The sequence below is a fragment of the Paenibacillus sp. FSL K6-1122 genome, from assembly GCF_037977015.1.
Taxonomy (GTDB): domain Bacteria; phylum Bacillota; class Bacilli; order Paenibacillales; family Paenibacillaceae; genus Paenibacillus; species Paenibacillus amylolyticus.
On record NZ_CP150272.1, the window covers coordinates 345,827 to 369,541 of the forward strand.

A 23,715-nucleotide genomic window follows, 5' to 3' on the forward strand; every position below is an offset into this window, starting at 1 on the left:
CTTGGAGTAGGCTGGAGTGGAAAAAGAGAGATGTAGTCGTAAATGGCGATGGCATCGCATACATTGTTATTGTATTTTGTATACAATATTTTGGAAAGGTGTTGGGTGTGTATGTCAGATTCCAAAATGTTAATTGATTGGTCAGAGCGTTATGCTGCACCTAATTATCATCCGCTCCCTATTGTTATTGAACAGGCGGAAGGGGTATGGGTGGAAGACCCTGAAGGCCGCCGTTATATGGATATGCTAAGTGCATACTCTGCATTGAATCATGGTCATAGACATCCTGTGATCATACAGGCGCTCAAGGATCAGGCAGATCAGGTTACGCTGACATCACGGGCATTCCACAGCAGCTCCGCTTCTCTTTTTTATCAGAAACTCTCACAATTCACGGGGAAATCCAAGATTCTCGCCATGAATACAGGAGCGGAAGCGGTGGAGACTGCGGTGAAGGCGGTACGTAGATGGGCTTATCGTTGCAAAGGTGTACCGGGAAATCAAGCCGAGATTATCGTATGCTCTGGTAACTTTCATGGAAGAACTCTGACGGTTACGTCTTTTTCTTCTTCAGCGGAGTATAAAAAAGATTTTGGACCGTTCACACCTGGATTTCGGATTATTCCCTATGGAGATATAGAAGCGCTGAAGCAGGCCATTACACCAAATACGGCTGGTTTTCTTGTAGAGCCTATTCAGGGCGAAGCAGGAATCGTTATCCCGCCTGATGGATATTTGGCAGAAGCTTTTGCTCTGTGTGAGAGCCAGCAGGTGTTGACTGTATCTGATGAGATCCAGACCGGATTTGGAAGAACAGGTCGCCGTTTTGCCTCCGACTGGGAAGGGGTTGAACCGGACATTTGGATTATGGGCAAAGCGCTGGGGGGAGGAGTCATGCCGATCTCGGCTATTGCTGCTGATGCGGAGATACTTGACTTGTTTGAGCCGGGGTCTCATGGTTCTACGTTTGGGGGTAACCCACTCGCCTGCGCCGTAGCTATAGCAGCTCTGAAAGTTCTTGAAGATGAGAAGCTTGCCCAGCGATCGGAGCGTCTGGGGAACTATTTTATGAAAAGACTTCGAGATATTCGCAGTTCAGCCATACGGGATATTCGGGGGAAAGGCTTGTTTATCGGTGTTGAACTGCATGAACCAGCCCGCCCTTATTGTGAGCGTTTGATGTCTGCTGGACTGCTGTGTAAAGAAACGCATGAGACAACCATTCGATTTGCCCCACCACTGACGATTAAAGAGTCCGAGATTGATTGGGCACTGGAGAGAATTGAGCAGGTATTGATCACCAAAGAGGGAGCTGACCTACATGAAAAATGATGATGATGTCCATGGTGGAATAAAAGATACTTCTATTGATACAAGTCAAACATCTGTGCGACGTAATATTGCTATCATTAAGGTTCCTTTTGGACTCGGTGGAGCAAGAGGTGGAGCAGAGTTGGGGCCGGATGAATTGATTACAGCTGGACTGAAGCGGGAGATTGCGAGTCTTGGGCTAGTGCTTTCCAAAGAAGTGCGGGTAGATTGTCCTTCTGAACCAGCTGCCCCTATTGAGCGAAATCGTGTAAAACACTTAAATGAGGTACGTCAGGTCAGTGAGAAGGTGTGTAGTGAAGTATCAGGCGCAGTAGAGGAGGGGGCTTTCCCACTTGTGCTTGGGGGAGATCATAGTGTAGCGATTGGTACTTTTGCCGGGCTAACAGCACACTATTCGAATTTGGGTGTGATCTGGTTTGATGCGCATGCAGACTTGAATACGGAAGAACGCAGCTTGTCCGGTAATATGCATGGGATGAGTGTGGCTGCATCCTTGGGGCATACTGCATTCAATCTGTCGCACATTGCTGGAGCAGGCGCGTTTATTGATCCGTCCAACTTGGTCTATATTGGTCTGCGTGATCTGGATGAGTATGAGAAAGAGCAGATTAAGGGACTGGGAATCCGAGCATTTACGATGCATGATATTGACCGGATGGGAATAAAGCAAGTTATTGAGGAAGCAATAGCTACAGCGGGAAAAGGGGCAGATGGTATTCATGTCAGCTTCGACATGGATTGTCTGGATCCGCGGGAAGCTCCGGGTGTGGGCACTCCAGTACCTGGTGGTCTGAATTACCGAGAGGCACATTATGCATTGGAGATACTTGCTTCCACAAATCAAGTTACGTCGATGGAACTGGTTGAGGTGAATCCGTTGTTTGATCACAATAGACATACGGCAAGGCTTGGTGTGGAACTGATCGCTTCCTTACTTGGTAAGCGCATATTGTAAGCACTGAGAAGTGAAACGGAATGTGTAAGCTGTACCCAAGGAATATACTTTCTTATCTATTATAGAAGGAAAGAAAACTGAGATCTCCGAAAACTAGGGCTAGTCACAATCAATTGTTCACTGCAATCGCAGTGGAAGTGGCTTCCCTGGTTATGTTTAATGGATATGTATATTAGAAGCGCTGTAATAAGGATGCTGAGAGTTATTTGTATGTACAGGAGCGTCAGATTACATATTGTGCTGATGATGTGGGTTGATTATAATTTTTGAAAAAAGACTTGCAATTGAAATCTGTACATGATATATTCTAATTCCGGCCAAGAAAACACGGTTTACACGGTGCGGCAAGCGAATGAAATAAGCTTCGAAAGAAACTTAAAAAAAGAGCTTGCAAAGTTGGTTCGGACATGATATTATATAAGAGTTGCTGAAGAGAACAATATTTAGTAACGAAACAAGTTTGATCTTTGAAAACTGAACAACGAGTGAGTAAACATTCTGCTTGCAGAATGAACGCGAAAGTTTGAAACAAGCCTTGGCTTGAATCGACTGGAGCACAAATGAGATTTTTAATCTCGTCAGATTCAAAATGAGCTTATCGCTCTTTTCAATACTTTATTGGAGAGTTTGATCCTGGCTCAGGACGAACGCTGGCGGCATGCCTAATACATGCAAGTCGAGCGGAGTTGATAGGAAGCTTGCTTCCTTGATACTTAGCGGCGGACGGGTGAGTAACACGTAGGCAACCTGCCCTCAAGTTTGGGACAACTACCGGAAACGGTAGCTAATACCGAATAATTGTTTTCTTCGCCTGAAGAAAACTGGAAAGACGGAGCAATCTGTCACTTGGGGATGGGCCTGCGGCGCATTAGCTAGTTGGTGAGGTAACGGCTCACCAAGGCGACGATGCGTAGCCGACCTGAGAGGGTGATCGGCCACACTGGGACTGAGACACGGCCCAGACTCCTACGGGAGGCAGCAGTAGGGAATCTTCCGCAATGGGCGAAAGCCTGACGGAGCAATGCCGCGTGAGTGATGAAGGTTTTCGGATCGTAAAGCTCTGTTGCCAGGGAAGAACGCTTGGGAGAGTAACTGCTCTCAAGGTGACGGTACCTGAGAAGAAAGCCCCGGCTAACTACGTGCCAGCAGCCGCGGTAATACGTAGGGGGCAAGCGTTGTCCGGAATTATTGGGCGTAAAGCGCGCGCAGGCGGTCATTTAAGTCTGGTGTTTAATCCCGGGGCTCAACCCCGGATCGCACTGGAAACTGGGTGACTTGAGTGCAGAAGAGGAGAGTGGAATTCCACGTGTAGCGGTGAAATGCGTAGATATGTGGAGGAACACCAGTGGCGAAGGCGACTCTCTGGGCTGTAACTGACGCTGAGGCGCGAAAGCGTGGGGAGCAAACAGGATTAGATACCCTGGTAGTCCACGCCGTAAACGATGAGTGCTAGGTGTTAGGGGTTTCGATACCCTTGGTGCCGAAGTTAACACATTAAGCACTCCGCCTGGGGAGTACGGTCGCAAGACTGAAACTCAAAGGAATTGACGGGGACCCGCACAAGCAGTGGAGTATGTGGTTTAATTCGAAGCAACGCGAAGAACCTTACCAGGTCTTGACATCTGAATGACCGGTGCAGAGATGTACCTTTTCTTCGGAACATTCAAGACAGGTGGTGCATGGTTGTCGTCAGCTCGTGTCGTGAGATGTTGGGTTAAGTCCCGCAACGAGCGCAACCCTTATATTTAGTTGCCAGCACTTCGGGTGGGCACTCTAGATAGACTGCCGGTGACAAACCGGAGGAAGGTGGGGATGACGTCAAATCATCATGCCCCTTATGACCTGGGCTACACACGTACTACAATGGCCGGTACAACGGGCTGCGAAATCGCGAGATGGAGCCAATCCCAACAAAGCCGGTCTCAGTTCGGATTGCAGGCTGCAACTCGCCTGCATGAAGTCGGAATTGCTAGTAATCGCGGATCAGCATGCCGCGGTGAATACGTTCCCGGGTCTTGTACACACCGCCCGTCACACCACGAGAGTTTATAACACCCGAAGTCGGTGGGGTAACCGCAAGGAGCCAGCCGCCGAAGGTGGGATAGATGATTGGGGTGAAGTCGTAACAAGGTAGCCGTATCGGAAGGTGCGGCTGGATCACCTCCTTTCTATGGAGAATCGTTTCCTGCAACGGAAACATTCAAATACGCAGCTTAGCTGCAAAACACTTACTCGTTGTTCGGTTTTGAGAGCTCAAACTCTCAAAACAGCTTGCTTTTGCATGGAGCTTGTTCTTTGAAAACTAGATATCGAAACGAAACAAACGCGAATTAGAACATTCCTTTAAGCTGATCTTGTGTAAACAAGTGAAGTGTTTTTATAAGGTAGATTGCACGTACGATGGTATCGAATGGGAGCGACTTTTGGCTTTGCGCAAGCAAAACAAGGGAAGTGAGCAGTCGAAACCGGAGCACGAGGTTAAGCTACTAAGAGCACACGGAGGATGCCTAGGCGCTAGGAGCCGATGAAGGACGTGGCGAACAACGAAACTGCCTCGGGGAGCTGTAAGCAAGCTTTGATCCGGGGGTGTCCGAATGGGGAAACCCAGCTGGGGTAATTTCCAGTTACTCATAACTGAATACATAGGTTATGCAGAGGCATACCAGGGGAACTGAAACATCTAAGTACCCTGAGGAAGAGAAAACAATAGTGATTCCGTCAGTAGCGGCGAGCGAACGCGGAGAAGCCCAAACCAGAGAGCTTGCTCTTTGGGGTTGTGGGACGTCTCACATGGAGTTACAAAGGAACCGGTTAAGCGAAGAGGTCTGGAAAGGCCCGCCAAAGAAGGTAAAAGCCCTGTAGTTGAAAGTTGGTTCCCTCCGAGACGGATCCCGAGTAGTGCGGGGCACGTGAAACCCCGTATGAATCCGGCAGGACCATCTGCCAAGGCTAAATACTTCCTAGCGACCGATAGTGAAGCAGTACCGTGAGGGAAAGGTGAAAAGCACCCCGGAAGGGGAGTGAAATAGAACCTGAAACCGTGTGCTTACAAAAAGTCAGAGCCCGTTTTAGGGGTGATGGCGTGCCTTTTGTAGAATGAACCGGCGAGTTACGTTCCCGTGCAAGGTTAAGGTGAAGAGCCGGAGCCGCAGCGAAAGCGAGTCTGAATAGGGCGACTTAGTACGTGGACGTAGACCCGAAACCGGGTGATCTACCCCTGTCCAGGGTGAAGGTGCGGTAACACGCACTGGAGGCCCGAACCCACGCATGTTGAAAAATGCGGGGATGAGGTGGGGGTAGCGGAGAAATTCCAATCGAACTCGGAGATAGCTGGTTCTCCCCGAAATAGCTTTAGGGCTAGCCTCGGAAAACAGAGTCGTGGAGGTAGAGCACTGATTGGGTGCGGGGCCCGCAAGGGTTACCAAGCTCAGTCAAACTCCGAATGCCATAGACTTACTTCCGGGAGTCAGACAGTGAGTGCTAAGATCCATTGTCAAAAGGGAAACAGCCCAGACCATCAGCTAAGGTCCCCAAGTGTGTGTTAAGTGGGAAAGGATGTGGAGTTGCACAGACAACCAGGATGTTGGCTTAGAAGCAGCCACCATTGAAAGAGTGCGTAATAGCTCACTGGTCGAGTGACTCTGCGCCGAAAATGTAACGGGGCTAAACACACCACCGAAGCTATGGCTTGATGCTTTGCATCAGGGGTAGGGGAGCGTTGTATAAGGGTTGAAGGTGTACCGTAAGGAGCGCTGGACATTATACAAGTGAGAATGCCGGTATGAGTAACGAAAAGATCAGTGAGAATCTGATCCGCCGAAAGCCTAAGGGTTCCTGAGGAAGGCTCGTCCGCTCAGGGTAAGTCGGGACCTAAGGCGAGGCCGAAAGGCGTAGTCGAAGGACAACAGGTCGAAATTCCTGTACCACCGTAAGCCGTTATGAGCAATGGGGGGACGCAGTAGGGTAGTGACGCGGACTGATGGATGTCCGTCTAAGCAGTAAGGCTGATGTGTAGGCAAATCCGCACATTGTAAGGCTGAGCTGTGATGGGGAGCGAAAATTATAGTAGCGAAGGTCATGATCTCACACTGCCAAGAAAAGCCTCTAGCCAGGTGATGGTGCCCGTACCGCAAACCGACACAGGTAGGCGAGAAGAGTATTCTAAGGCGCGCGGAAGAACTCTCGTTAAGGAACTCGGCAAAATGACCCCGTAACTTCGGGAGAAGGGGTGCCCCGGTAGTGTGAATAGCACGAGGGGGCCGCAGTGAAAAGGCCCAAGCGACTGTTTAGCAAAAACACAGGTCTGTGCGAAGCCGTAAGGCGAAGTATACGGGCTGACGCCTGCCCGGTGCTGGAAGGTTAAGGGGAGTGGTTAGGAGCAATCCGAAGCTGTGAACCGAAGCCCCAGTAAACGGCGGCCGTAACTATAACGGTCCTAAGGTAGCGAAATTCCTTGTCAGGTAAATTCTGACCCGCACGAATGGCGTAACGACTTGGGCGCTGTCTCAACGAGAGATCCGGTGAAATTTTAATACCTGTGAAGATGCAGGTTACCCGCGACAAGACGGAAAGACCCCATGGAGCTTTACTGCAGCTTGATATTGAATTTGGGTACGATCTGTACAGGATAGGTGGGAGCCTTTGAAGTGTGAGCGCCAGCTTGCATGGAGGCAACGTTGGGATACCACCCTGATCGTATCTAGGTTCTAACCTGGTACCGTAATCCGGTGCGGGGACAGTGTCAGGTGGGCAGTTTGACTGGGGCGGTCGCCTCCTAAAGAGTAACGGAGGCGCCCAAAGGTTCCCTCAGAATGGTTGGAAATCATTCGAAGAGTGCAAAGGCATAAGGGAGCTTGACTGCGAGACCTACAAGTCGAGCAGGGACGAAAGTCGGGCTTAGTGATCCGGTGGTACCGCATGGAAGGGCCATCGCTCAACGGATAAAAGCTACCCTGGGGATAACAGGCTTATCTCCCCCAAGAGTCCACATCGACGGGGAGGTTTGGCACCTCGATGTCGGCTCATCGCATCCTGGGGCTGAAGTAGGTCCCAAGGGTTGGGCTGTTCGCCCATTAAAGCGGTACGCGAGCTGGGTTCAGAACGTCGTGAGACAGTTCGGTCCCTATCTGTCGTGGGCGTAGGAAATTTGAGAGGAGCTGTCCTTAGTACGAGAGGACCGGGATGGACGTACCGCTGGTGTACCAGTTGTTCCGCCAGGAGCACCGCTGGGTAGCTATGTACGGACGGGATAAACGCTGAAAGCATCTAAGCGTGAAGCCCCCCTCAAGATGAGATTTCCCAGTATGTAAGACCCCTTGAAGACGACGAGGTAGATAGGCTGGGGGTGGAAGTGCAGCAATGCATGGAGCTGACCAGTACTAATCGGTCGAGGGCTTATCCAATAGCAAGTGATAATTCGCGTGTTTCGTTTCGAATCTAGTTTTCAGAGAATGATCTCTGAATGTAAGCTAAGCTATGCGTTTGGTGGCGATGGCGGAGGGGTTCCACACGTACCCATCCCGAACACGACCGTTAAGCCCTCTAGCGCCGATGGTACTTGGACCGCAGGGTCCTGGGAGAGTAGGACGCCGCCAAGCGATTTCCCTTTGGGGTATTTTTTTTGCCCCCCTTGCTAAGGAATAAGGGATATATATTAGGGCCCTTAGCTCAGTTGGTTAGAGCGCACCTCTGATAAGGGTGAGGCCGGTGGTTCGAGTCCACCAGGGCCCATAGCAAGACCACAACAAGAAATACACAGTGTATGGGGCCATAGCTCAGCTGGGAGAGCGCCTGCCTTGCAAGCAGGAGGTCAGCGGTTCGATCCCGCTTGGCTCCACCATTCCCTGATAGCTCAGTTGGTAGAGCACTCGACTGTTAATCGAGTTGTCACAGGTTCGAGCCCTGTTCGGGGAGCCATATGGAGAGGTGTCCGAGCTGGCCGAAGGAGCACGATTGGAAATCGTGTAGGCGTCACAAGCGTCTCGAGGGTTCGAATCCCTCTCTCTCCGCCAGATATTTTTTAGCAAGGCCCGTTGGTCAAGGGGTTAAGACACCTCCCTTTCACGGAGGTAACAGGGGTTCGAATCCCCTACGGGTCATATTATGGAGGCTTAGCTCAGCTGGGAGAGCATCTGCCTTACAAGCAGAGGGTCGGGGGTTCGATCCCCTCAGCCTCCACCATATAACTTTATAACGACGCGGGGTGGAGCAGCCCGGTAGCTCGTCGGGCTCATAACCCGAAGGCCGCAGGTTCAAATCCTGCCCCCGCAATTATACTTTCCTTGAGAAAGTGATCTGGAACCGTGGTGTAGTTGGCCTAACATGCCTGCCTGTCACGCAGGAGATCGCGGGTTCGAATCCCGTCGGTTCCGCCATTTTTTAATTAAATATACACCGTGCCGGTGTAGCTCAACTGGTAGAGCAACTGACTTGTAATCAGTAGGTTGGGGGTTCAAGTCCTCTCGCCGGCACCATTTTTAGTATTTACATCTGAATTTGTGATAGAATGTATATTACAAGTAAAATTGTTAATACTAAGATTCTCTTAGTGGATGAATGGCTTACTCTATGGCGGTCGTGGCGAAGTGGTTAACGCACCGGTTTGTGGATCCGGCATTCGGGGGTTCAATTCCCCTCGATCGCCCCATGATTTTTTAATGGGGATTAGCCAAGCGGTAAGGCAACGGACTTTGACTCCGTCATGCATAGGTTCAAATCCTATATCCCCAGCCATTTCATTACGAGTCATTAGCTCAGTTGGTAGAGCACCTGACTTTTAATCAGGGTGTCGAAGGTTCGAGCCCTTCATGACTCACCATTATATTTTGCGGTCGTGGCGGAATTGGCAGACGCGCACGGTTCAGGTCCGTGTGGGCTAACCCCCGTGGAGGTTCGAGTCCTCTCGACCGCACCATATGTTTTGCGGAAGTGGCTCAGCGGTAGAGCATCGCCTTGCCAAGGCGAGGGTCGCGGGTTCGATTCCCGTCTTCCGCTCCAATATTTGCGCCCTTAGCTCAGCTGGATAGAGCGTTTGACTACGAATCAAAAGGCCGGGAGTTCGAATCTCTCAGGGCGCGCCATTATTCTCATAAGTATCGGGATGTAGCTCAGCTTGGTAGAGCACCTGGTTTGGGACCAGGGGGTCGCATGTTCAAATCGTGTCATCCCGATTTTTTTTATTTGCGGGTGTAGTTCAATGGTAGAACTTTAGCCTTCCAAGCTAATAGCGTGGGTTCGATTCCCATCACCCGCTTCCTAGTAACATATAGAAGAGCCTTTGCTTATAGCAAAGGCTTTTTTTGTGTACAAAAGAATAAGTGTAATTTATTTAAATTAGGGTCAATTGTCATTTGATTAAGGATGGAATCTTTGTTTAAATAAATAGAACAATTCGTATCTGATTAACCGTATTTATTTATAAAGGAGGACAAACAGTAATGAAAAGAGCTCTGGTCATTGGTGGAAACGGAACATTAGGTAAAGCCGTTGTTGCGAAACTGAGAGATTATTCCGTTAAGGTTATTACAGCAGGTAGAAATTCCGGGGATGTTCAGGTGGATATGACGTCGACAGAGAGTATTACTACCCTCTTCGAAACGGTGAGAAATATTGATTACGTCATTGTGGCGGCGGGCCAGACCCATTATGCTAAACTCGAAGAACTGACACCTGAGAACAATATGATTAGTGTGCAGGGTAAACTGCTTGGACAAGTCAATATCGTATTGATTGGACAGCACTATATTAACGACAAGGGGAGTTTCACGCTGGTCAGTGGCATTATACAAGACCACCCTATTGAGAAAGGCGCATCAAGTGCTATGGTCAATGGGGCTATTGATTCGTTTGCCAAAGCGGCAGCGTTTGAGTTGCCAAGAGGCATTCGTTTGAATTCGGTTAGTCCTAATCTGTTTGTAGAGTCTGCGGAAAAATATAAGGATTTCTTTATTGGATTTAATCCTGTACCTGTAGAGAAAGTGGCTAATACGTTTATCCAGAGTGCACTTGGGATTGAAACAGCCCAAAATTTCAAAATATATTAAAAGCCGGAAAGTTATATATGATTTTGATGATTACCTATCCCTAATTAATTGCAGGATGAGAAAGGTGTACATGAAATACATTTAGTTGTTAAGCATGTAGAATGATTTTTCATGAAACAGAACTGAATGAGGCCATTTGAAATATTAAATAAAAAGGAGATCCACCGAAAATCCGGTGAATCTCCTTTTGTTTGTTGTGGATGAAACAGAGGTATATTGACTATTATGGAGCAGGTAGTCCAAGAACTTCGAGCATTTCATTACGTTTGAGCGATTCGGCAATGGGGCCGTCAATGAGCCATTTCTTAGCATTGAGGACATAGACATGACCATTTTGGACAGCGGGTAGGCTTTTCCATACTTGGAGTTGCTGGATTTCGTTGAGTTCATCTTTTGTTTTTTGCAACGCTTCAGCTGACCCATCTGAGCTAATGGACACGATAAACAGATAGTCTGCTTTGATTTCAGGCAAAAGCTCAACCGAGATACTGGCATTCATCCGATCCGGATTCTCTGCCTCGAGTTTGGTAACGAGAGCATCGGGAGTGAATCCAACCTCATAACCCGCTCCTACATAACTGGAAGCTGGAAATGGCGTGGATGGAATGGAAGAGAAGAACAAACGCATATCCTTCTCTTCCAGGCGCAGGAATGCAGCTGTAGGTTTGGTCTTGGTGATATCGGCTGCGAGCTTCTGAGCTTCAGTTACTTGGTCTTTATTTTTTTGTAAAAGCTGTTCAGCCCGCTCTTCAATATCTAGCGCAGTAGCTACCTGTACGATAGATTCCTGCCAATTACGGCGATCATAAGTGATCGTAGGCGCGATCTTCTCGAGTTGTTCGAGAATTTTGGCATCCAAACTGGCATTGGCAATAATGAGGTCCGGGTTGGCGCTGACTACAGCTTCAAAATTGACACTTTCATTGATGGGTTCGACATCCACGCCTTGAGCTTCAAGTTGCTCATTCAGGTAATCTTGCCGACCAATAGGTGTAGCAAGTACCAGTGGTACCTCCAAGGAGAGGAGAATGTCCTCCATATTAATGGACACAATCCGTTCGGGATGTGCCGGGATTTCTTTGCTGCCACTGGCGCTCTCCACGGTCTTAGTAGCTGATTCAGTGGATGAGTCGCCATCTGTCCCCGCAGCTGATTTTACGCCATCTGCAGATGGCTGCGAAGTGCTTGCAGGTGTCTGCCCACACGCAACAAGTAACATGGCGAGTATGAACATGATCCCCGTTATTTTGACATAATGCTGTTTGTACATCATAATCCCCCTGTGTTTCTAATGATATTGATTCTCAGTATACTTTATATTGTAGCGGTCTCATGTTGAGGGAGACATAGCCTTCTGTGCTATCCGGTCATGGATTAATGTGCTGAGTCCCACCAAAAAGTTTCAGGGTTTCATCGATGATCTGATCATGGGCATATGGTGAATAATCCAACCAAGGCATTTCATCAAGCAGATATACATGTTGGTTCTGCACAGGCATCAAATCTTGCCATAGCTGAGTATGTTGTAGTTTATGCCAACGTTGCTGGGATTCTGAGTCCTGGTCCACAATCAGTAACATGCGATCTCCAACCATTTGAGGCAACTCCTGTTCATCCAATGCACGATAGACTTGCCCCGGAAGCAGATCGTGTGAAGGGGACACGCCCAGGTCGTTATATAGAACAGCGCCCCCATTGCGTCGCCCGTAGATTAACAGATGACCCATCATGATATGAATAATGGAGACCGTATCCTTACCGATTAAATGAGTAAGCTGCTCTTTGGCTTGGATTACCTTGTCATCGTACTGCTCCAACCATTGCTGAGCATCTTGTTGCTGTCCCACAATGGAGGCAACTTGTACGAAGTGTTCCCTCCAGCTCAATCCTTTCCATGGAATAACGATGGTAGGCGCAATTCGCTGCAGTGTTCTTTTTAACGTATGGGCTTCGTACTCATTACAGAGTATGAGGTCCGGGCTCGCTTGCATCAACAACTCAACGTTGGTTTGCCAGATATGAGGATTCATTCGTTTGCTACGCCCCAGATGATAAGGGATATTGGAGAAAAAAAGATTCCTGTGTTGATCCCGTCGGTTATCGATCAATGCCGCATGGGGGATGATCTGCAATGCCAGCAGATGGCCAGTGGTTCCGAAGGAGAGAGTAGCAATTTTACTGCGTTTCTGCCGTTGATAGGTAGAGGGAGACACGCCAACATATTTTTTGAATTTGCGACTAAAGTAAAACTCGTCCTGAAAACCAACCTGTGAGGCGATATGTTTGATGGTTTGGCCGGGGACGAGCAGCATCTCTTTGGCCCGGTCCATGCGGATGTTATTCACGTATTCCATGGGACTGATGCCAGTGCTGTTTTTGAATACCCGCGAATAGTGCCATACACTCATGCCTGCCACTCCGGCAAGAACTTCCCGAGAAAGATGCTCAGCATATCCAAGCTCAATAAGTTCAAGCGTTTGATCCAAAGCAGAGGTGTGTTCGGAATCTCCTATTGCACTTTCTTTGGGAGGAGCATACACATGGGTCAACAATTCATGCATCAAAGTCTGAATACGAAATGGACGATTTTCTTGAGGTACAGAGATGCATTCATAGAGCTGGGAGGCAATTCTGGTACATTCCTGAAAAAGTTCATGCGGTAATTCATCAGCGTAAGATGAACGAAGTAACCCTTTTTGGTAAATCTCCCTTACAGTAGAGCCGGAAGTAGCTTTATTGATATCGGAGAGAGGCTTCAACATATCAAAATATATCGCGATGCCCTGTAAAGGATGAACCTCATCCGTTGTATATTCTATCGCTGTTCCTGGCAGGATCAGATACATCTTGCCGAGTGTGGCATGATTCAGTCTGTGCCCAATACGAATATCGGCTTCACCACCAGTACAGATGAGCAGAAGATGTGAGTCCGCTAATACGAATGGGGCAAGAAAAGACGCTTGATCGAGAACTTCGGATGTCTTGAATCTTGCATATAGGTCACGGGTATGGTCACCGTTAGATATCAGTGGAAAGACTTGCAAAGTCACCAGAATCCCTCCTTAACTTACGATAGTAACATTACATATGATGTATTTGAGAATAATTATCAATTATCGCATATTGTCATACAAATAAGAAGTCATATGATAATATGAAAATGAAATAGCGAATTCTGATCATTTAACCGCGTAATTCTCCACTATAAATTGAATTGATAGGTTGTAGATTTGGAAAATAATACATGTTTCCCATCATCCAAACTGTTGAGCGAATAACCAGTAAAATTGCAACCGATGTTAATCTTAGAATTACTTAAATAACTGATCTAATTTAGTTCACTACACAAAAAAGACAAGCTCCTCTCCTATGATGTCCGCCGGAAGAGGAACTTGTCTTTTTAATTAAAGCTTGCGATTAGTATCTTTCCAGAATGGTTTGTGTTTTCAAGCCATCGGCAGGAATCAGCCAGTTGTTGTTCTCCAGCAATTGCAGCAGTTGGGTACGCAGTCCGGATACGGCTACAGCATCATCGGTTTTGAAAGAAACCTCTACGATATTCTCAATACCTGTACCTGCTGCGTCACGGATCGGCCATACTTCGAGCGTAAGCTCTTGACCATTCCACGTACCTTCATAACGTTGGAATGTGATTGGTCCATATGCACGGGATTGAGTCAGTTGCTGCTTGCCCCAGTTGGAGGAAGTCCAGTTTTTCAATTTGCCCGGAAGCTTGTCCAGTAACATGTTCAAGGCTTCTTGCTGCGAAGGAAGTTGGACTCCTGTCGCTTTGGTATCGACTTTTTTGGTGTTGGAGAAGCTCAGCGTCTGTTTGCCATATCCCCAATCAATTTCAGCCTCGTAGTTATCATCCGATTGATCAAATCCCTCTTGGTTAGCCAGAGTCAGCGCTGCGTTGATATCGCCATTGATCACAGGGTAGCGTTTTTTATAAGTCAATTCGTAGTTATTCTTGTCATCCTTTTTGCGAAAACGTACGTTCCATCCTTGTTGATCCAATCCGAGAGCATTGGTGTCGAAGTACTCCACGTTAATGTTTCTTGGCGTGGAACTCAGGCCGAGTGTCTGAATCACTTCACTGCGTGGTGTCCCATCTGTATTCAATACAAGTTCCGGCTTGGCCAGAAACTTTACTTCATATGCAGGAACGGCATTGGCAGCAGCTGAAGCCTGGGGTGCCCCCAGAAATGTCATTCCACTTCCCAATGTTACGATGCTCAGCATCAATGAGGCGGTTACCTTTTTCCACTTTTTCAAAACCAATCACTCTCCTAATCTGGATTAACGTACAGACTCACTTTATCGCCTGAATATATGAAAGCGATTAAAGGGAAGAGCACATTGCGTTAACCCTGCATAGATTTGATGAATGGCAAACGATAGTTTATAGCGGATCATGGCAATCAGCCATGGAAAATGGGAGAGCCGTGACTCACCTCTCGCAGCACTTCTTTGAAGCGGTTTACCTGAACGGAAGGGTGGCGGTCCTTGTTATGTACCGTATAGATATGGCGCGGCGCTTGCTCTCCGGGAATGGGAAGAACTTGAATGAGCCCGTGCTGTTCCTCCCACTGTACCGCCATCCGAGACATGAATGAGACATGCCCCCCGATTAACACGAGCTGTTTGATCGCTTCCAGGGAATCCATCTCCACGGTACTCCGCAAACGAATATCATGTTGCGCAAGCCATTGATTGGTTAGCCGCCGTGTACTGGATTCATTGCCATGTAAGGCAAAAGGAATCTGCGCGATATGATCAGGTGTTAATGTATCCTTCTGGGCCAATCCATGCTGCGGAGAACAGATCAATACTAAGTCGTCTTCACACAGCGTCTCAGCTTGCAGGGCGGGTCCAACAAATGGCTCGGAAGAGATCACACCCAGATCAATCTGATGCCGAATCAGCATCTCGCGAATAACAGGTGATGGTTTGACGGATAAGACGATACGGATGCCCGGGAATTCCTGAGAAAAGGTGTTGAGTATGGTAGGCAGCAAATATGTAGCCGGTACATAGCTTGCTCCAATGTGCAGGGTGCCCCGATAGAGACTGTCATATTCCTTCACTACCCGCCTTGCCTCTTGGGTCAGAGCATTGATTTTGACGGAATAATGGAGCAAAGCCTGTCCGGCCTCGGTCAGAAAGGTCTTTCCACTGCGCGATTCGAATAATCGCACACCCATCTCTTCCTCCAATGACTTCATATGAAATGTAACGGTAGGTTGTTTGATCCCCAGTAACTCGGCCACGCTTGTCATGTGATGATGCTTGTCGATCAGCTCAACAATTTGCAATTTGATCAGATTCAATGTCCCGACACTCCTCTCACTTCTACTAGCCCCAATATATAAGATGATCTAATGTTTTTCATAAAGACGGAGAGTACAGAACCAATCTGAAGAAGCGAAGCGTTCGCCTTTATCCCCGGATTTCTCCCTTCATAAAGGGAATATAAGAAATCTGGGGATAACAGCGATCGGAAGATGGTGCTGTAATCGAAGCGACAACATGAAAATTAATTTAGTTCACCTACTATAGATTTAATCTATGAACATCAACAGAATTCATCTAAAAAGTTAATTCCAATTTTACATACAAGAGATACAACTCGCGAAAGCGGACGTTAGACTGAGAACAGTGCAAGAGATCAAGTAACAGAAGACAGGCAGGGATGCTTATGAAATTAGAGATGACAGGAATTCAAAAATCATTTAATCAAACACCCGCACTGCTGCCAACAGATCTAACGCTTGAACATGGAAAGTTCACGACCCTGCTCGGCCCATCGGGCTGTGGCAAAACAACACTGCTCCGCATGTTAGCCGGGCTGGAACAGCCGGACGCGGGGGAGATTCGTGCAGATGGTCAGTGTATCTACTCTGCGGCGAAGCGGATTGATATACCAACACACAAGCGTAATCTGGGCATGGTGTTTCAGGATTTTGCATTATGGCCGCATATGACCGTATACGAAAATGTAGCGTTTGGCCTGAAGGCCGGAAAACAGAAATCTAATCTGCGGCAAAAGGTGAACGAAGCGCTTGGCATGGTTCGCCTGCAAGGCATGGAAGACCGATATCCTCATCAGCTGTCTGGTGGACAGCAGCAACGGGTTGCTTTTGCCAGAGCCGTAGCGGTCAGACCTGGTGTGATCCTGTTCGATGAGCCACTAAGTGCACTGGATGCTGTACTTCGGGAAGAGATGCGGATTGAGATGATGTCGCTGGTCCGGGACATGGGACTGACTGCGCTGTACGTCACACATGATCAGATTGAAGCGATGTCGATGTCGGATGAGATTGTGGTGATGCAGAAGGGGAGGATATTGCAAAAAGGAAGCCCGGAAACGATCTACTCGGCACCAAGTGATCCGTATGTCGCTTCGTTTATCGGAAAGTCCAACTGGCTCACGCCTAATCAATCGATGGTGCGACCAGAGCATGTCACCTGGAACAAAACAGGTCATGACGATCTGTGTTATCCGGGGACGGTACTTAGTGTCAGCTATGTAGGCGAGCGTTATGAAGTACGAGTTCAGATGGAAGGGCTTGGCGTATGGACAGCCTATATGAACCAAAGAGTGCGCGTAGGGGAGCGGGTGCAGCTCTATGTAACCCCTGAGCGGATATGCCGAATGGACGGTTATGACCACCCGAGTATGAAGCAGAACGAAGCGATCGCAGTGGCATATTAAATTGTTGAACGAGCACGCAGTTGAAAGCAGGGGTACACATTTTATAAGAAACCAGGGGAGATGGACGAATATGTTGGGTATGAAAACACGGAAAAAGAGCGCAATGCTGTTATTAACAGCGGTAATGAGTATCAGTTTGTTCGGATGTAGCACAGGGAACTCGACCACAGGCAACGCGGCACAACCCGCGGGCGAAGGAAACTCGGCAGCAGCGGCGGAAACAACGAAACCAGCTGGCGGCAAGTTGGTCTTGTACAGTGCTGGCCCACAGAAGCTGGCGGATAACATCGTGAGCGGATTTACAGACAAAACAGGGATCGAAGTTGAGATGTTCCAGGGAACGACAGGCAAAATTCTGGCTCGTATGGAAGCTGAGAAATCCAATCCGGTTGCAGACGTTGTGATCCTGGCCTCTTTACCTTCAGCACAGGCTCTGAAAGCCGATGGACTGACTATGCCATACCCTGAAGCAGCCAATGCAGACAAGTTGAACAAGGACTGGTCGGATGCAGAGGGCAACTATTTTAGCAGCAGTGCTTCCGCACTGGGCATTGTGTATAACACCAAACTAGTATCTACACCACCAACAAGTTGGGCAGAGCTGGCTACGCCTGCGTGGAAAGATGCAGTAAACATTCCCGACCCTACATTATCAGGTTCAGCACTCGACTTCATCACAGGCTACCTGAGTGCGAATGGTGAAAAAGGATGGGATCTGCTGAGTGCCTATAAAGCCAATGGTGTAGCGATGGCAGGCGCCAATCAGGAAGCACTTGATCCAGTCATTACGGGTGCCAAAAGCATCGTAGCAGCAGGTGTGGACTACATGGCGTATTCCTCTAAGGCAAAAGGCGAACCACTGGATATCGTATATCCTGAGGAAGGAACGGTAATCAGCCCAAGACCGGCAGCGATTCTGAAATCCAGCCCAAATGTAGAGAACGCCAAAGCGTTCATTGACTACTTGTTGTCCGATGAAGCACAGAAGCTTGTTGCAGATGCCTATCTGATCCCGGGCCGCGAAGACATTGAAGCGACTAACCGTGCCAATGTGAAGGATATTCCACAACTTAAAGTGGATTGGAACTGGATGAGTGAGCATGGTGAAGAAACAGCGGCACGTTTTTCCGAGACTTTTAAATAATAGGATAGGGACAACTAGGCAAAAGGAATACCTGCTGTCTGTGGAAAGTCATGTGAGGTGAACGTAGTGAAACCTGTTGTAATGGACAACAACCGAATTTTTCGGAGAGTGGGCGTGATTCTGGCCCTCTTTCTGCTGACCATAAGCATTGGCGTACCGCTCTTGCTGATCTTCTGGCAAAGTGTGTATCCGGACGGGCAGTGGGATTGGATGGCTCCGATTCGCACGATTACAGGTCATCATCTATCAGGTGTATTGCTGAATTCCGTCTGGCTTGGCATCTGCGTTGTAGCGGTAACTACGCTGCTGGCGCTACCGCTGGCTTGGATGATGGCGAAGACTCGGATGGGTGAGCATCGCTGGGTCGATGTAATCCTGATGATTCCGTTCATGACTCCGCCGTATATCGGATCGATGGGCTGGATTCTGTTTATGCAAAAAGGGGGATATCTCCAGCAATGGGTGCCCTCATCTGCGGGCTGGAGTGAGCTGTTCTTCAGTTTCTGGGGCATGGTGCTCATCATGAGCTTGCACCTGTTCCCGTTCCTGTATCTGCTGCTTAGAGATGCGTTGATCCGCATCGGTGGCAATCTGGAAGAAGCGGGAGCCGTGCATGGTGCACGTGCAGGGTACCGTTTCAGACGTATTATTTTACCCTTATTGTTGTCGTCTTACGGCATGGGGATCATGCTGGTCTTTGTCAAAACGATTGCGGAATTCGGGACACCGGCAACCTTCGGGCGCAAGATTGGCTATTATGTCATGACCTCCGAGATCCATAAGTACATCTCCAGTTGGCCGATTGACTTCGGTAAGGCGACTTCGCTGGCATCGGTGCTGTTGTCCGTCTGTCTGGTGATGTGGTATATGCAGTCTGCCATGAGCCGAAAGTTCACGTATCGTCTGGTTGGTGGCAAAGGGCAACGTTCGAAGCGATATTCTCTTCGTGGCGGAGCAGGATGGTTATGCGGGGTGTATCTTGCAATCCTGTTGATCCTGTCGATAGGTATCCCGTATTTCTCCATCATCGCCGCTTCGACCATGAAACTACGGGGATCGGGAATTGCTTTTGATAATCTGACTTTGGATCATTATAAAGAGCTGTTATCTTGGGGATCAGTGAGTATGAAAGCCATCGGGAACAGTCTGGGATTATCCCTCGCGGCTTCAACCGTTGCTGTTATTATCGGAACGGGGTTTGCGCTGGCGATCGGCAGATCATCTTCATTCATGCAGCGTGTGATTGATTTGTTCAGTTTGTTGCCTAATACGGTGCCGGGCATCGTGATGGTCGTGGGTCTGATTCTCTTCTGGAACTCACCCTGGATGCCAGTCACGTTGTATAACACCTATGGCATGGTTGTGCTAACGTACGTTGTGCTCTTCTTGCCTTACACCGTACAGTATGTAAAATCGAGCTTTACCCAGATTGACGGAACGTTGTTCCAGGCTGGGCAAGTCTTTGGCGGGAAGCCGCTGTATATTCTGCGGCGTATCCTGATCCCGCTGATCCTGCCCGGCATGCTGGCGGGTTGGATGATGACCTTTACGATTGCTACCCGGGAGCTGGTAGGTTCGTTATTGATTCTTCCACCGTCGATGCAGACGTCGGCTACGTATATTTTTGCTCAGTTTGAACAAGGTCAGGTATCACTGGGAATGGCGATGGCCGTTGTGACTGTAGGTATGACGGTGCTGATGCTGCTTGGAATTGAACTGCTGAATTCAAAGAGAAAGTGGAATGCATCATGATCAAACTGAACGTATGGGGCGGTGCAGGGGAACACGGACGTTCCGCCTATCTCCTGAGCGGGAGCCAGTTCCACCTTTTGCTGGATTGTGGTGTGAAAAAAGAAGGCACGGGCGAGTATCCGATGATTGACCCGGAGATTGTCCCGCAACTGGATGCGGTCCTGTTGTCCCACGCCCATGAGGATCATTCGGTCGCCATCCCTTTGCTGTACAAGATGGGCTACCAGGGTGAAGTGTGGACGACGAGAGAGACGAGGGCGCAGCTACGTACGTATTTTGCCAACTGGCGAAGGTTTGCAGAACGTGTCGGAGAGAAGCTCCCTTACGATGAAGCAGATGAGCAGGCTATTCGTTATCGGTATCTGGAAGATGAGGTCGTATCCCAAACCTGGTTCGAACCGATTCCCGAAGTAAAAGTGATGTGGGGCCGTAGTGGACATCTGGCTGGATCGGTGTGGTTTGGGGTTGAAATGGAAGGTAAGCGGATTTTTTATTCCGGGGACTACACGTCAGAATCGATGCTTTTACAGGAGGATTATCCAGCGGAGGCGTTCTTACGGGAAAACATGATTCGTGAAGATACGTTGTTCGATACTCCGAGCAGTGAACAGTGGGGCGCGGAGGAACTAATTACTATAAACAGTGGGCAAAAGGCTGGAGAACTCATAACGTCACCAGATCAGACATCTGTTGCATCAGAAGCGTCGTCAAGAACACTTGTATCCATGGAGATACCCATGAAGCAGAGAAATTTCACATCCAATGGAGCAGATGGAGCAGTCAGAGCAGGCAGAGCAAACGTAGCAGACGCTGCGCCAATATCTTCCGTTGGGCTGGTAGATCTGGCGATCGTTGATGCGGCCTACGGTACGGACCAGGATACACAGGCGGACAAACTTGAACAGCTTGAACGAGCCATTCGCCAGACGATTGCTCAAGGTGGAAAGGTGCTCTTACCTATGCCTGTTGTAGGGCGTGGACAGGAGATCGTACTGTGGGCACAGCAACAATTCCCAGCTATCCCAATCGTAGTGGAACAAGGGCTGGTGGAAGGGATGAAGCAGCTTATGCATGTTCCGTATTGGTTGAGGGAGAAGGGAGAGCATGTCATCGGAAGTTCGTTGAAAGACAAAATTGATTGCTTTCTGACCGGACGAGGATGGGAGCTGCCTACAACCACCCAAGAGCGGGAACAACTGTTGGAACATCATGCTGCTTCGCTATGGTTCATTCCGGACGGTATGATGCAGTCCTCGCTTGCCCGTTGGTACTATAGTCAATTATCGGACAGGGAGGAGAATCTGATTCTGCTCACTGGGCATGTTGCTCATGGTACATTTGCTGATAAGTTGCTACGGGTTCCTGACAAGTATGGAGTGTGTGATGTGCGGAAAATACGTTATAAAGTACATCAGGGCTGGAAGGATGTTGAACGGATGCTGCATCAGATTCCAGCAAGGCATACGGTCCTTGTGCATGCTGACCGGGCAGAGACGGACCGATTAAAAGAAGGTTTGCTCAGAAATAGCCCATCACCGGGAACAGTTATACATTCACTGTCTGCTGGTGACGAGCTATATGTGTGAATTGTGCATGAATCGAATTGATGCTTCAGATTGGAGCGTCCCTGGGGACGTTCTTTTTCCCTTGTTGTCTGATTCGTTAGGGTTCGCGATGAATGGGGTGCTCCAGTTCGGCATGACCCATCAAACTATCAACGGCTTCACCATCCACCAGTATATCCAGACTCTTCACTTCATCAAATTGAAACATCGTTGTTGTTAAAGCTTCCAATGCGAGCAATTCTCCACTGGTACCGAGGTTCGCTTCAGCGGGGATATGAACATCCAAAGTCACCGTACCCTCAGCATATTGGACAGAGAGCAATTCCACCTGCTCCCAGAGGGAAACAAGCTCTGAATCGGTGTTTGTTTGCAATGCTGCAAATGTTTTTTCATATTTTTCGGAGTCATCCTTGTACTCAATTTCCTGCTCTGTTTTCTCTAGCTCAAGTACCTGAGAGTCTGCCAAATATACATCAACGACTTGTGTATTCATTGTGCCCAGATCCACCTCCGTTTCGGATGGGTTTGGTGCCTGCACCTGTCCTCCCTGAACAGCAGGTTCATTCGAACCGGATTGGCTCACTGGCTTCTGGGCACATCCAACTCCGATAAGGATCAAGCATGATAATATAAGTGCACAACCTAGCTTCTTATTCAAAGAAACACTTCCTTTATCTGATTTATTTGATGATTTATAGGCCCAAATACTCCTTGATTCCATCGGCTATCGCTTGAGCGGCTTTCATCTGAACAACTTCGGACGACATCAGTTCTTCATCGATTACATTACTCAAGAATCCTACTTCCAAAAGCACTGCAGACATGGTCGTGTCTCGGATTACTTCCAAGTTGCCATTTTTCACACCACGATCTCTGAGACCCATGGCATTCACCAAACGTTGATGAATGATAGTAGCTAATTCCTTGCTGTTACTGCGTTGATAATAATATGTCTCCGTACCTGTGGCTTGGGGGGCGGACTTCACGCTATTGCCATGGATAGATACAAATACATCCGCATTTAATTGATTGGCGAGTTGAACACGCTCAGGGCGGGTCGGATAGGTATCACCTTCACGAGTCATCACCAATTCGATATTGGGTTCATTGAGCAACAGGGCTTGTACTTTGTGAGCTAATGCCAGATTGTATTCCTTTTCGGGTTTGTTCGTGATGCTGATCGTCCCTGGATCACTGCCACCGTGTCCTGGATCGATGACCACAACCTTGCGTCCTGAGTCGCCTACTGGAGTGACTGGAGCAGGTGTGACATTGTCACCCGCAACATTCAGATCAATAATCAGTTTGTCGGCAATGACGTTCTGGTTGTACTGGACATTCTTCACATTATTCAATTCTACGACAATGCGAACTTGTGCCGGTTCTCGTTTGAACAGTGAATATCTCACTTCTGTCACATTGGGATAACCGCTCACATCCAACTTGCCATTGAGTCCTTGATCCAGCGGCTGGGAGATATCACCAAAGGTGGCTCCGGGCAAGTCCACAACCAGACGATCAGGGTACTTGAGGGTCGTTACTATCGGCTGAACGGCCCCATCGGTGGATAACACGAGCTGATTATTGGCAAATTGGATATCGGTAACCTGAGCGGTAGAGCTTGAATCCCCTTTTCCAGGACTATTACCTGGTTCAATAGCAGGTTCCTTACTGGTGTTTGTTAAGTATACGATCTTGTCTTGATTGTTCCATCTCACCTTAAGCCCCATCTGTTCACTGACAAATCGAATGGGCACCACCAGCGTTTTATTCAAAATCTGCGGTGCTGTGTTCAAAGTGACTTGTTTGTCAGCAACCATGGCTTGCTTTTGATCGACGGTTAGGGAAATCGTCTGTTGATCTTGCTGAATTTTTACAGTGCGTGCTTGTTGGTTCCAATCGACTTTGAATTTCAAATTTTCGGCAACGACACGAATCGGGATCATCACGTTTTTATTGATAATCGTCACCTGTACATCACTTGGGAGGACTAATTCCTCTCCATCCATAAAGATTTTCGACGTGCTTGCAGCGGCATTTCCCTGATTAGGGAGCAAAACGAGTAAGAATAGACTCAAAAACAGTAGTAAAATGGTTTTCTTCATTATGCACCTCGACTAGTATTAGATCATTTTCTTAATTCCAAAATATCCCTTCATATTATAAACGGTAAAAATGTAAAAATGTTTCTCTTCTGATATCTAATT

The 23,715-nt window shown here is 48.3% G+C and carries 13 protein-coding genes, 17 tRNA genes and 3 rRNA genes; 27 read left to right on the forward strand and 6 right to left on the reverse strand.

What is annotated here, in order from left to right; translation table 11 throughout:
* Positions 1 to 111 precede the first annotated feature (111 nt).
* The 23 genes from NSQ20_RS01620 (at position 112) to NSQ20_RS01730 (ending at position 10,329) form a co-directional block, all read left to right on the forward strand.
* Positions 112 to 1,332 (forward strand): ornithine--oxo-acid transaminase, encoded by a 1,221-nt coding sequence (locus NSQ20_RS01620; RefSeq protein WP_340031679.1) that lies wholly within the window; start codon positions 112 to 114, stop codon positions 1,330 to 1,332.
* The gene (gene rocF, locus NSQ20_RS01625) at positions 1,322 to 2,287 is read left to right on the forward strand and encodes an arginase (protein ID WP_083669988.1); all 966 of its coding nucleotides are present in this window, start codon (positions 1,322 to 1,324) and stop codon (positions 2,285 to 2,287) included. Before NSQ20_RS01620 ends, rocF begins: the two co-directional genes overlap by 11 nt.
* Before the next feature lie 615 nt (positions 2,288 to 2,902).
* Positions 2,903 to 4,455 (forward strand): 16S ribosomal RNA (locus tag NSQ20_RS01630).
* Between the two features lie 308 nt (positions 4,456 to 4,763).
* Positions 4,764 to 7,689 (forward strand): 23S ribosomal RNA (locus NSQ20_RS01635).
* 78 nt (positions 7,690 to 7,767) lie between these two features.
* Positions 7,768 to 7,884: ribosomal RNA gene (gene rrf / locus NSQ20_RS01640) — 5S ribosomal RNA — on the forward strand.
* Together the 16S, 23S and 5S rRNA genes with 17 tRNA genes alongside form the textbook arrangement of a ribosomal RNA operon.
* 59 nt (positions 7,885 to 7,943) lie before the next feature.
* A tRNA-Ile gene (locus tag NSQ20_RS01645) sits at positions 7,944 to 8,017 on the forward strand.
* Positions 8,018 to 8,050: 33 nt separating this feature from the next.
* Positions 8,051 to 8,126, forward strand: a tRNA-Ala gene (locus tag NSQ20_RS01650).
* Position 8,127: 1 nt separating this feature from the next.
* A tRNA-Asn gene (locus NSQ20_RS01655) sits at positions 8,128 to 8,203 on the forward strand.
* Between the two features lie 3 nt (positions 8,204 to 8,206).
* Positions 8,207 to 8,298: transfer RNA gene (locus NSQ20_RS01660), tRNA-Ser, on the forward strand.
* A gap of 15 nt (positions 8,299 to 8,313) precedes the next feature.
* A tRNA-Glu gene (locus NSQ20_RS01665) sits at positions 8,314 to 8,385 on the forward strand.
* 6 nt (positions 8,386 to 8,391) lie between these two features.
* Positions 8,392 to 8,467, forward strand: a tRNA-Val gene (locus NSQ20_RS01670).
* Between the two features lie 16 nt (positions 8,468 to 8,483).
* Positions 8,484 to 8,557, forward strand: a tRNA-Met gene (locus NSQ20_RS01675).
* Positions 8,558 to 8,583: 26 nt separating this feature from the next.
* Positions 8,584 to 8,661, forward strand: a tRNA-Asp gene (locus NSQ20_RS01680).
* 23 nt (positions 8,662 to 8,684) lie between these two features.
* Positions 8,685 to 8,760 (forward strand) — tRNA-Thr (locus NSQ20_RS01685).
* Between the two features lie 97 nt (positions 8,761 to 8,857).
* Positions 8,858 to 8,933: transfer RNA gene (locus NSQ20_RS01690), tRNA-His, on the forward strand.
* Between the two features lie 11 nt (positions 8,934 to 8,944).
* Positions 8,945 to 9,019: transfer RNA gene (locus NSQ20_RS01695), tRNA-Gln, on the forward strand.
* A 9-nt stretch (positions 9,020 to 9,028) separates the two neighbouring features.
* A tRNA-Lys gene (locus NSQ20_RS01700) sits at positions 9,029 to 9,104 on the forward strand.
* Between the two features lie 9 nt (positions 9,105 to 9,113).
* A tRNA-Leu gene (locus NSQ20_RS01705) sits at positions 9,114 to 9,200 on the forward strand.
* Between the two features lie 8 nt (positions 9,201 to 9,208).
* A tRNA-Gly gene (locus NSQ20_RS01710) sits at positions 9,209 to 9,283 on the forward strand.
* 6 nt (positions 9,284 to 9,289) lie between these two features.
* Positions 9,290 to 9,366: transfer RNA gene (locus NSQ20_RS01715), tRNA-Arg, on the forward strand.
* 16 nt (positions 9,367 to 9,382) lie between these two features.
* A tRNA-Pro gene (locus NSQ20_RS01720) sits at positions 9,383 to 9,456 on the forward strand.
* 12 nt (positions 9,457 to 9,468) lie between these two features.
* A tRNA-Gly gene (locus NSQ20_RS01725) sits at positions 9,469 to 9,539 on the forward strand.
* A gap of 184 nt (positions 9,540 to 9,723) precedes the next feature.
* The gene (locus tag NSQ20_RS01730; protein ID WP_340031680.1) at positions 9,724 to 10,329 is read left to right on the forward strand and encodes a short chain dehydrogenase; all 606 of its coding nucleotides are present in this window, start codon (positions 9,724 to 9,726) and stop codon (positions 10,327 to 10,329) included.
* Positions 10,330 to 10,552: 223 nt separating this feature from the next.
* On the opposite strand, the gene NSQ20_RS01735 is transcribed toward NSQ20_RS01730, so the two are convergent.
* From NSQ20_RS01735 to NSQ20_RS01750, 4 genes are all read right to left on the reverse strand, one after another.
* A complete protein-coding gene (locus NSQ20_RS01735; RefSeq protein WP_100527781.1) occupies positions 10,553 to 11,602 on the reverse strand; it encodes an ABC transporter substrate-binding protein in 1,050 nt (349 codons plus the stop codon).
* A 94-nt stretch (positions 11,603 to 11,696) separates the two neighbouring features.
* Complete coding sequence (locus tag NSQ20_RS01740) at positions 11,697 to 13,379, reverse strand: AraC family transcriptional regulator (RefSeq protein WP_340027844.1); 1,683 nt, start codon at positions 13,377 to 13,379, stop codon at positions 11,697 to 11,699.
* A 367-nt stretch (positions 13,380 to 13,746) separates the two neighbouring features.
* Positions 13,747 to 14,607: a hypothetical protein gene (locus NSQ20_RS01745; RefSeq protein ID WP_100527783.1), complete on the reverse strand. Its 861-nt coding sequence runs from the start codon at positions 14,605 to 14,607 to the stop codon at positions 13,747 to 13,749.
* 146 nt (positions 14,608 to 14,753) lie between these two features.
* Complete coding sequence (locus tag NSQ20_RS01750; protein ID WP_340031681.1) at positions 14,754 to 15,662, reverse strand: LysR family transcriptional regulator; 909 nt, start codon at positions 15,660 to 15,662, stop codon at positions 14,754 to 14,756.
* A gap of 368 nt (positions 15,663 to 16,030) precedes the next feature.
* Between NSQ20_RS01750 and NSQ20_RS01755 the strand changes: the two genes are divergently transcribed.
* The 4 genes from NSQ20_RS01755 (at position 16,031) to NSQ20_RS01770 (ending at position 21,529) form a co-directional block, all read left to right on the forward strand.
* Positions 16,031 to 17,047 carry an ABC transporter ATP-binding protein gene (locus NSQ20_RS01755; protein ID WP_340031682.1) on the forward strand — a complete coding sequence of 339 codons (1,017 nt, stop codon included), beginning with the start codon at positions 16,031 to 16,033 and terminating at the stop codon, positions 17,045 to 17,047.
* 70 nt (positions 17,048 to 17,117) lie between these two features.
* Positions 17,118 to 18,191 (forward strand): ABC transporter substrate-binding protein, encoded by a 1,074-nt coding sequence (locus NSQ20_RS01760; protein ID WP_340031683.1) that lies wholly within the window; start codon positions 17,118 to 17,120, stop codon positions 18,189 to 18,191.
* A gap of 81 nt (positions 18,192 to 18,272) precedes the next feature.
* Positions 18,273 to 19,943 (forward strand): iron ABC transporter permease, encoded by a 1,671-nt coding sequence (locus tag NSQ20_RS01765; protein WP_076319625.1) that lies wholly within the window; start codon positions 18,273 to 18,275, stop codon positions 19,941 to 19,943.
* Complete coding sequence (locus NSQ20_RS01770; protein ID WP_340031684.1) at positions 19,940 to 21,529, forward strand: MBL fold metallo-hydrolase; 1,590 nt, start codon at positions 19,940 to 19,942, stop codon at positions 21,527 to 21,529. Before NSQ20_RS01765 ends, NSQ20_RS01770 begins: the two co-directional genes overlap by 4 nt.
* 76 nt (positions 21,530 to 21,605) lie before the next feature.
* On the opposite strand, the gene NSQ20_RS01775 is transcribed toward NSQ20_RS01770, so the two are convergent.
* Together NSQ20_RS01775 and NSQ20_RS01780 are read right to left on the reverse strand one after the other, a co-directional pair.
* Positions 21,606 to 22,166, reverse strand: coding sequence for a GerMN domain-containing protein (locus tag NSQ20_RS01775; protein WP_340018961.1), 561 nt, complete (start codon positions 22,164 to 22,166; stop codon positions 21,606 to 21,608).
* A 34-nt stretch (positions 22,167 to 22,200) separates the two neighbouring features.
* Positions 22,201 to 23,613 (reverse strand): N-acetylmuramoyl-L-alanine amidase family protein, encoded by a 1,413-nt coding sequence (locus NSQ20_RS01780; protein WP_340031685.1) that lies wholly within the window; start codon positions 23,611 to 23,613, stop codon positions 22,201 to 22,203.
* Positions 23,614 to 23,715 lie beyond the last annotated feature (102 nt).

Excerpts from the sequence above, each read along its gene's own strand:
- NSQ20_RS01620 (WP_340031679.1), top strand. The coding sequence starts at position 112 with ATGTCAGATTCCAAAATGTTAATTGATTGGTCAGAGCGTTATGCTGCA.
- rocF (WP_083669988.1), top strand. The coding sequence starts at position 1,322 with ATGAAAAATGATGATGATGTCCATGGTGGAATAAAAGATACTTCTATT.
- NSQ20_RS01730 (WP_340031680.1), top strand. The coding sequence starts at position 9,724 with ATGAAAAGAGCTCTGGTCATTGGTGGAAACGGAACATTAGGTAAAGCC.
- NSQ20_RS01735 (WP_100527781.1), bottom strand. The coding sequence starts at position 11,602 with ATGATGTACAAACAGCATTATGTCAAAATAACGGGGATCATGTTCATA.
- NSQ20_RS01755 (WP_340031682.1), top strand. The coding sequence starts at position 16,031 with ATGAAATTAGAGATGACAGGAATTCAAAAATCATTTAATCAAACACCC.
- NSQ20_RS01760 (WP_340031683.1), top strand. The coding sequence starts at position 17,118 with ATGTTGGGTATGAAAACACGGAAAAAGAGCGCAATGCTGTTATTAACA.
- NSQ20_RS01765 (WP_076319625.1), top strand. The coding sequence starts at position 18,273 with ATGGACAACAACCGAATTTTTCGGAGAGTGGGCGTGATTCTGGCCCTC.
- NSQ20_RS01770 (WP_340031684.1), top strand. The coding sequence starts at position 19,940 with ATGATCAAACTGAACGTATGGGGCGGTGCAGGGGAACACGGACGTTCC.
- NSQ20_RS01780 (WP_340031685.1), bottom strand. The coding sequence starts at position 23,613 with ATGAAGAAAACCATTTTACTACTGTTTTTGAGTCTATTCTTACTCGTT.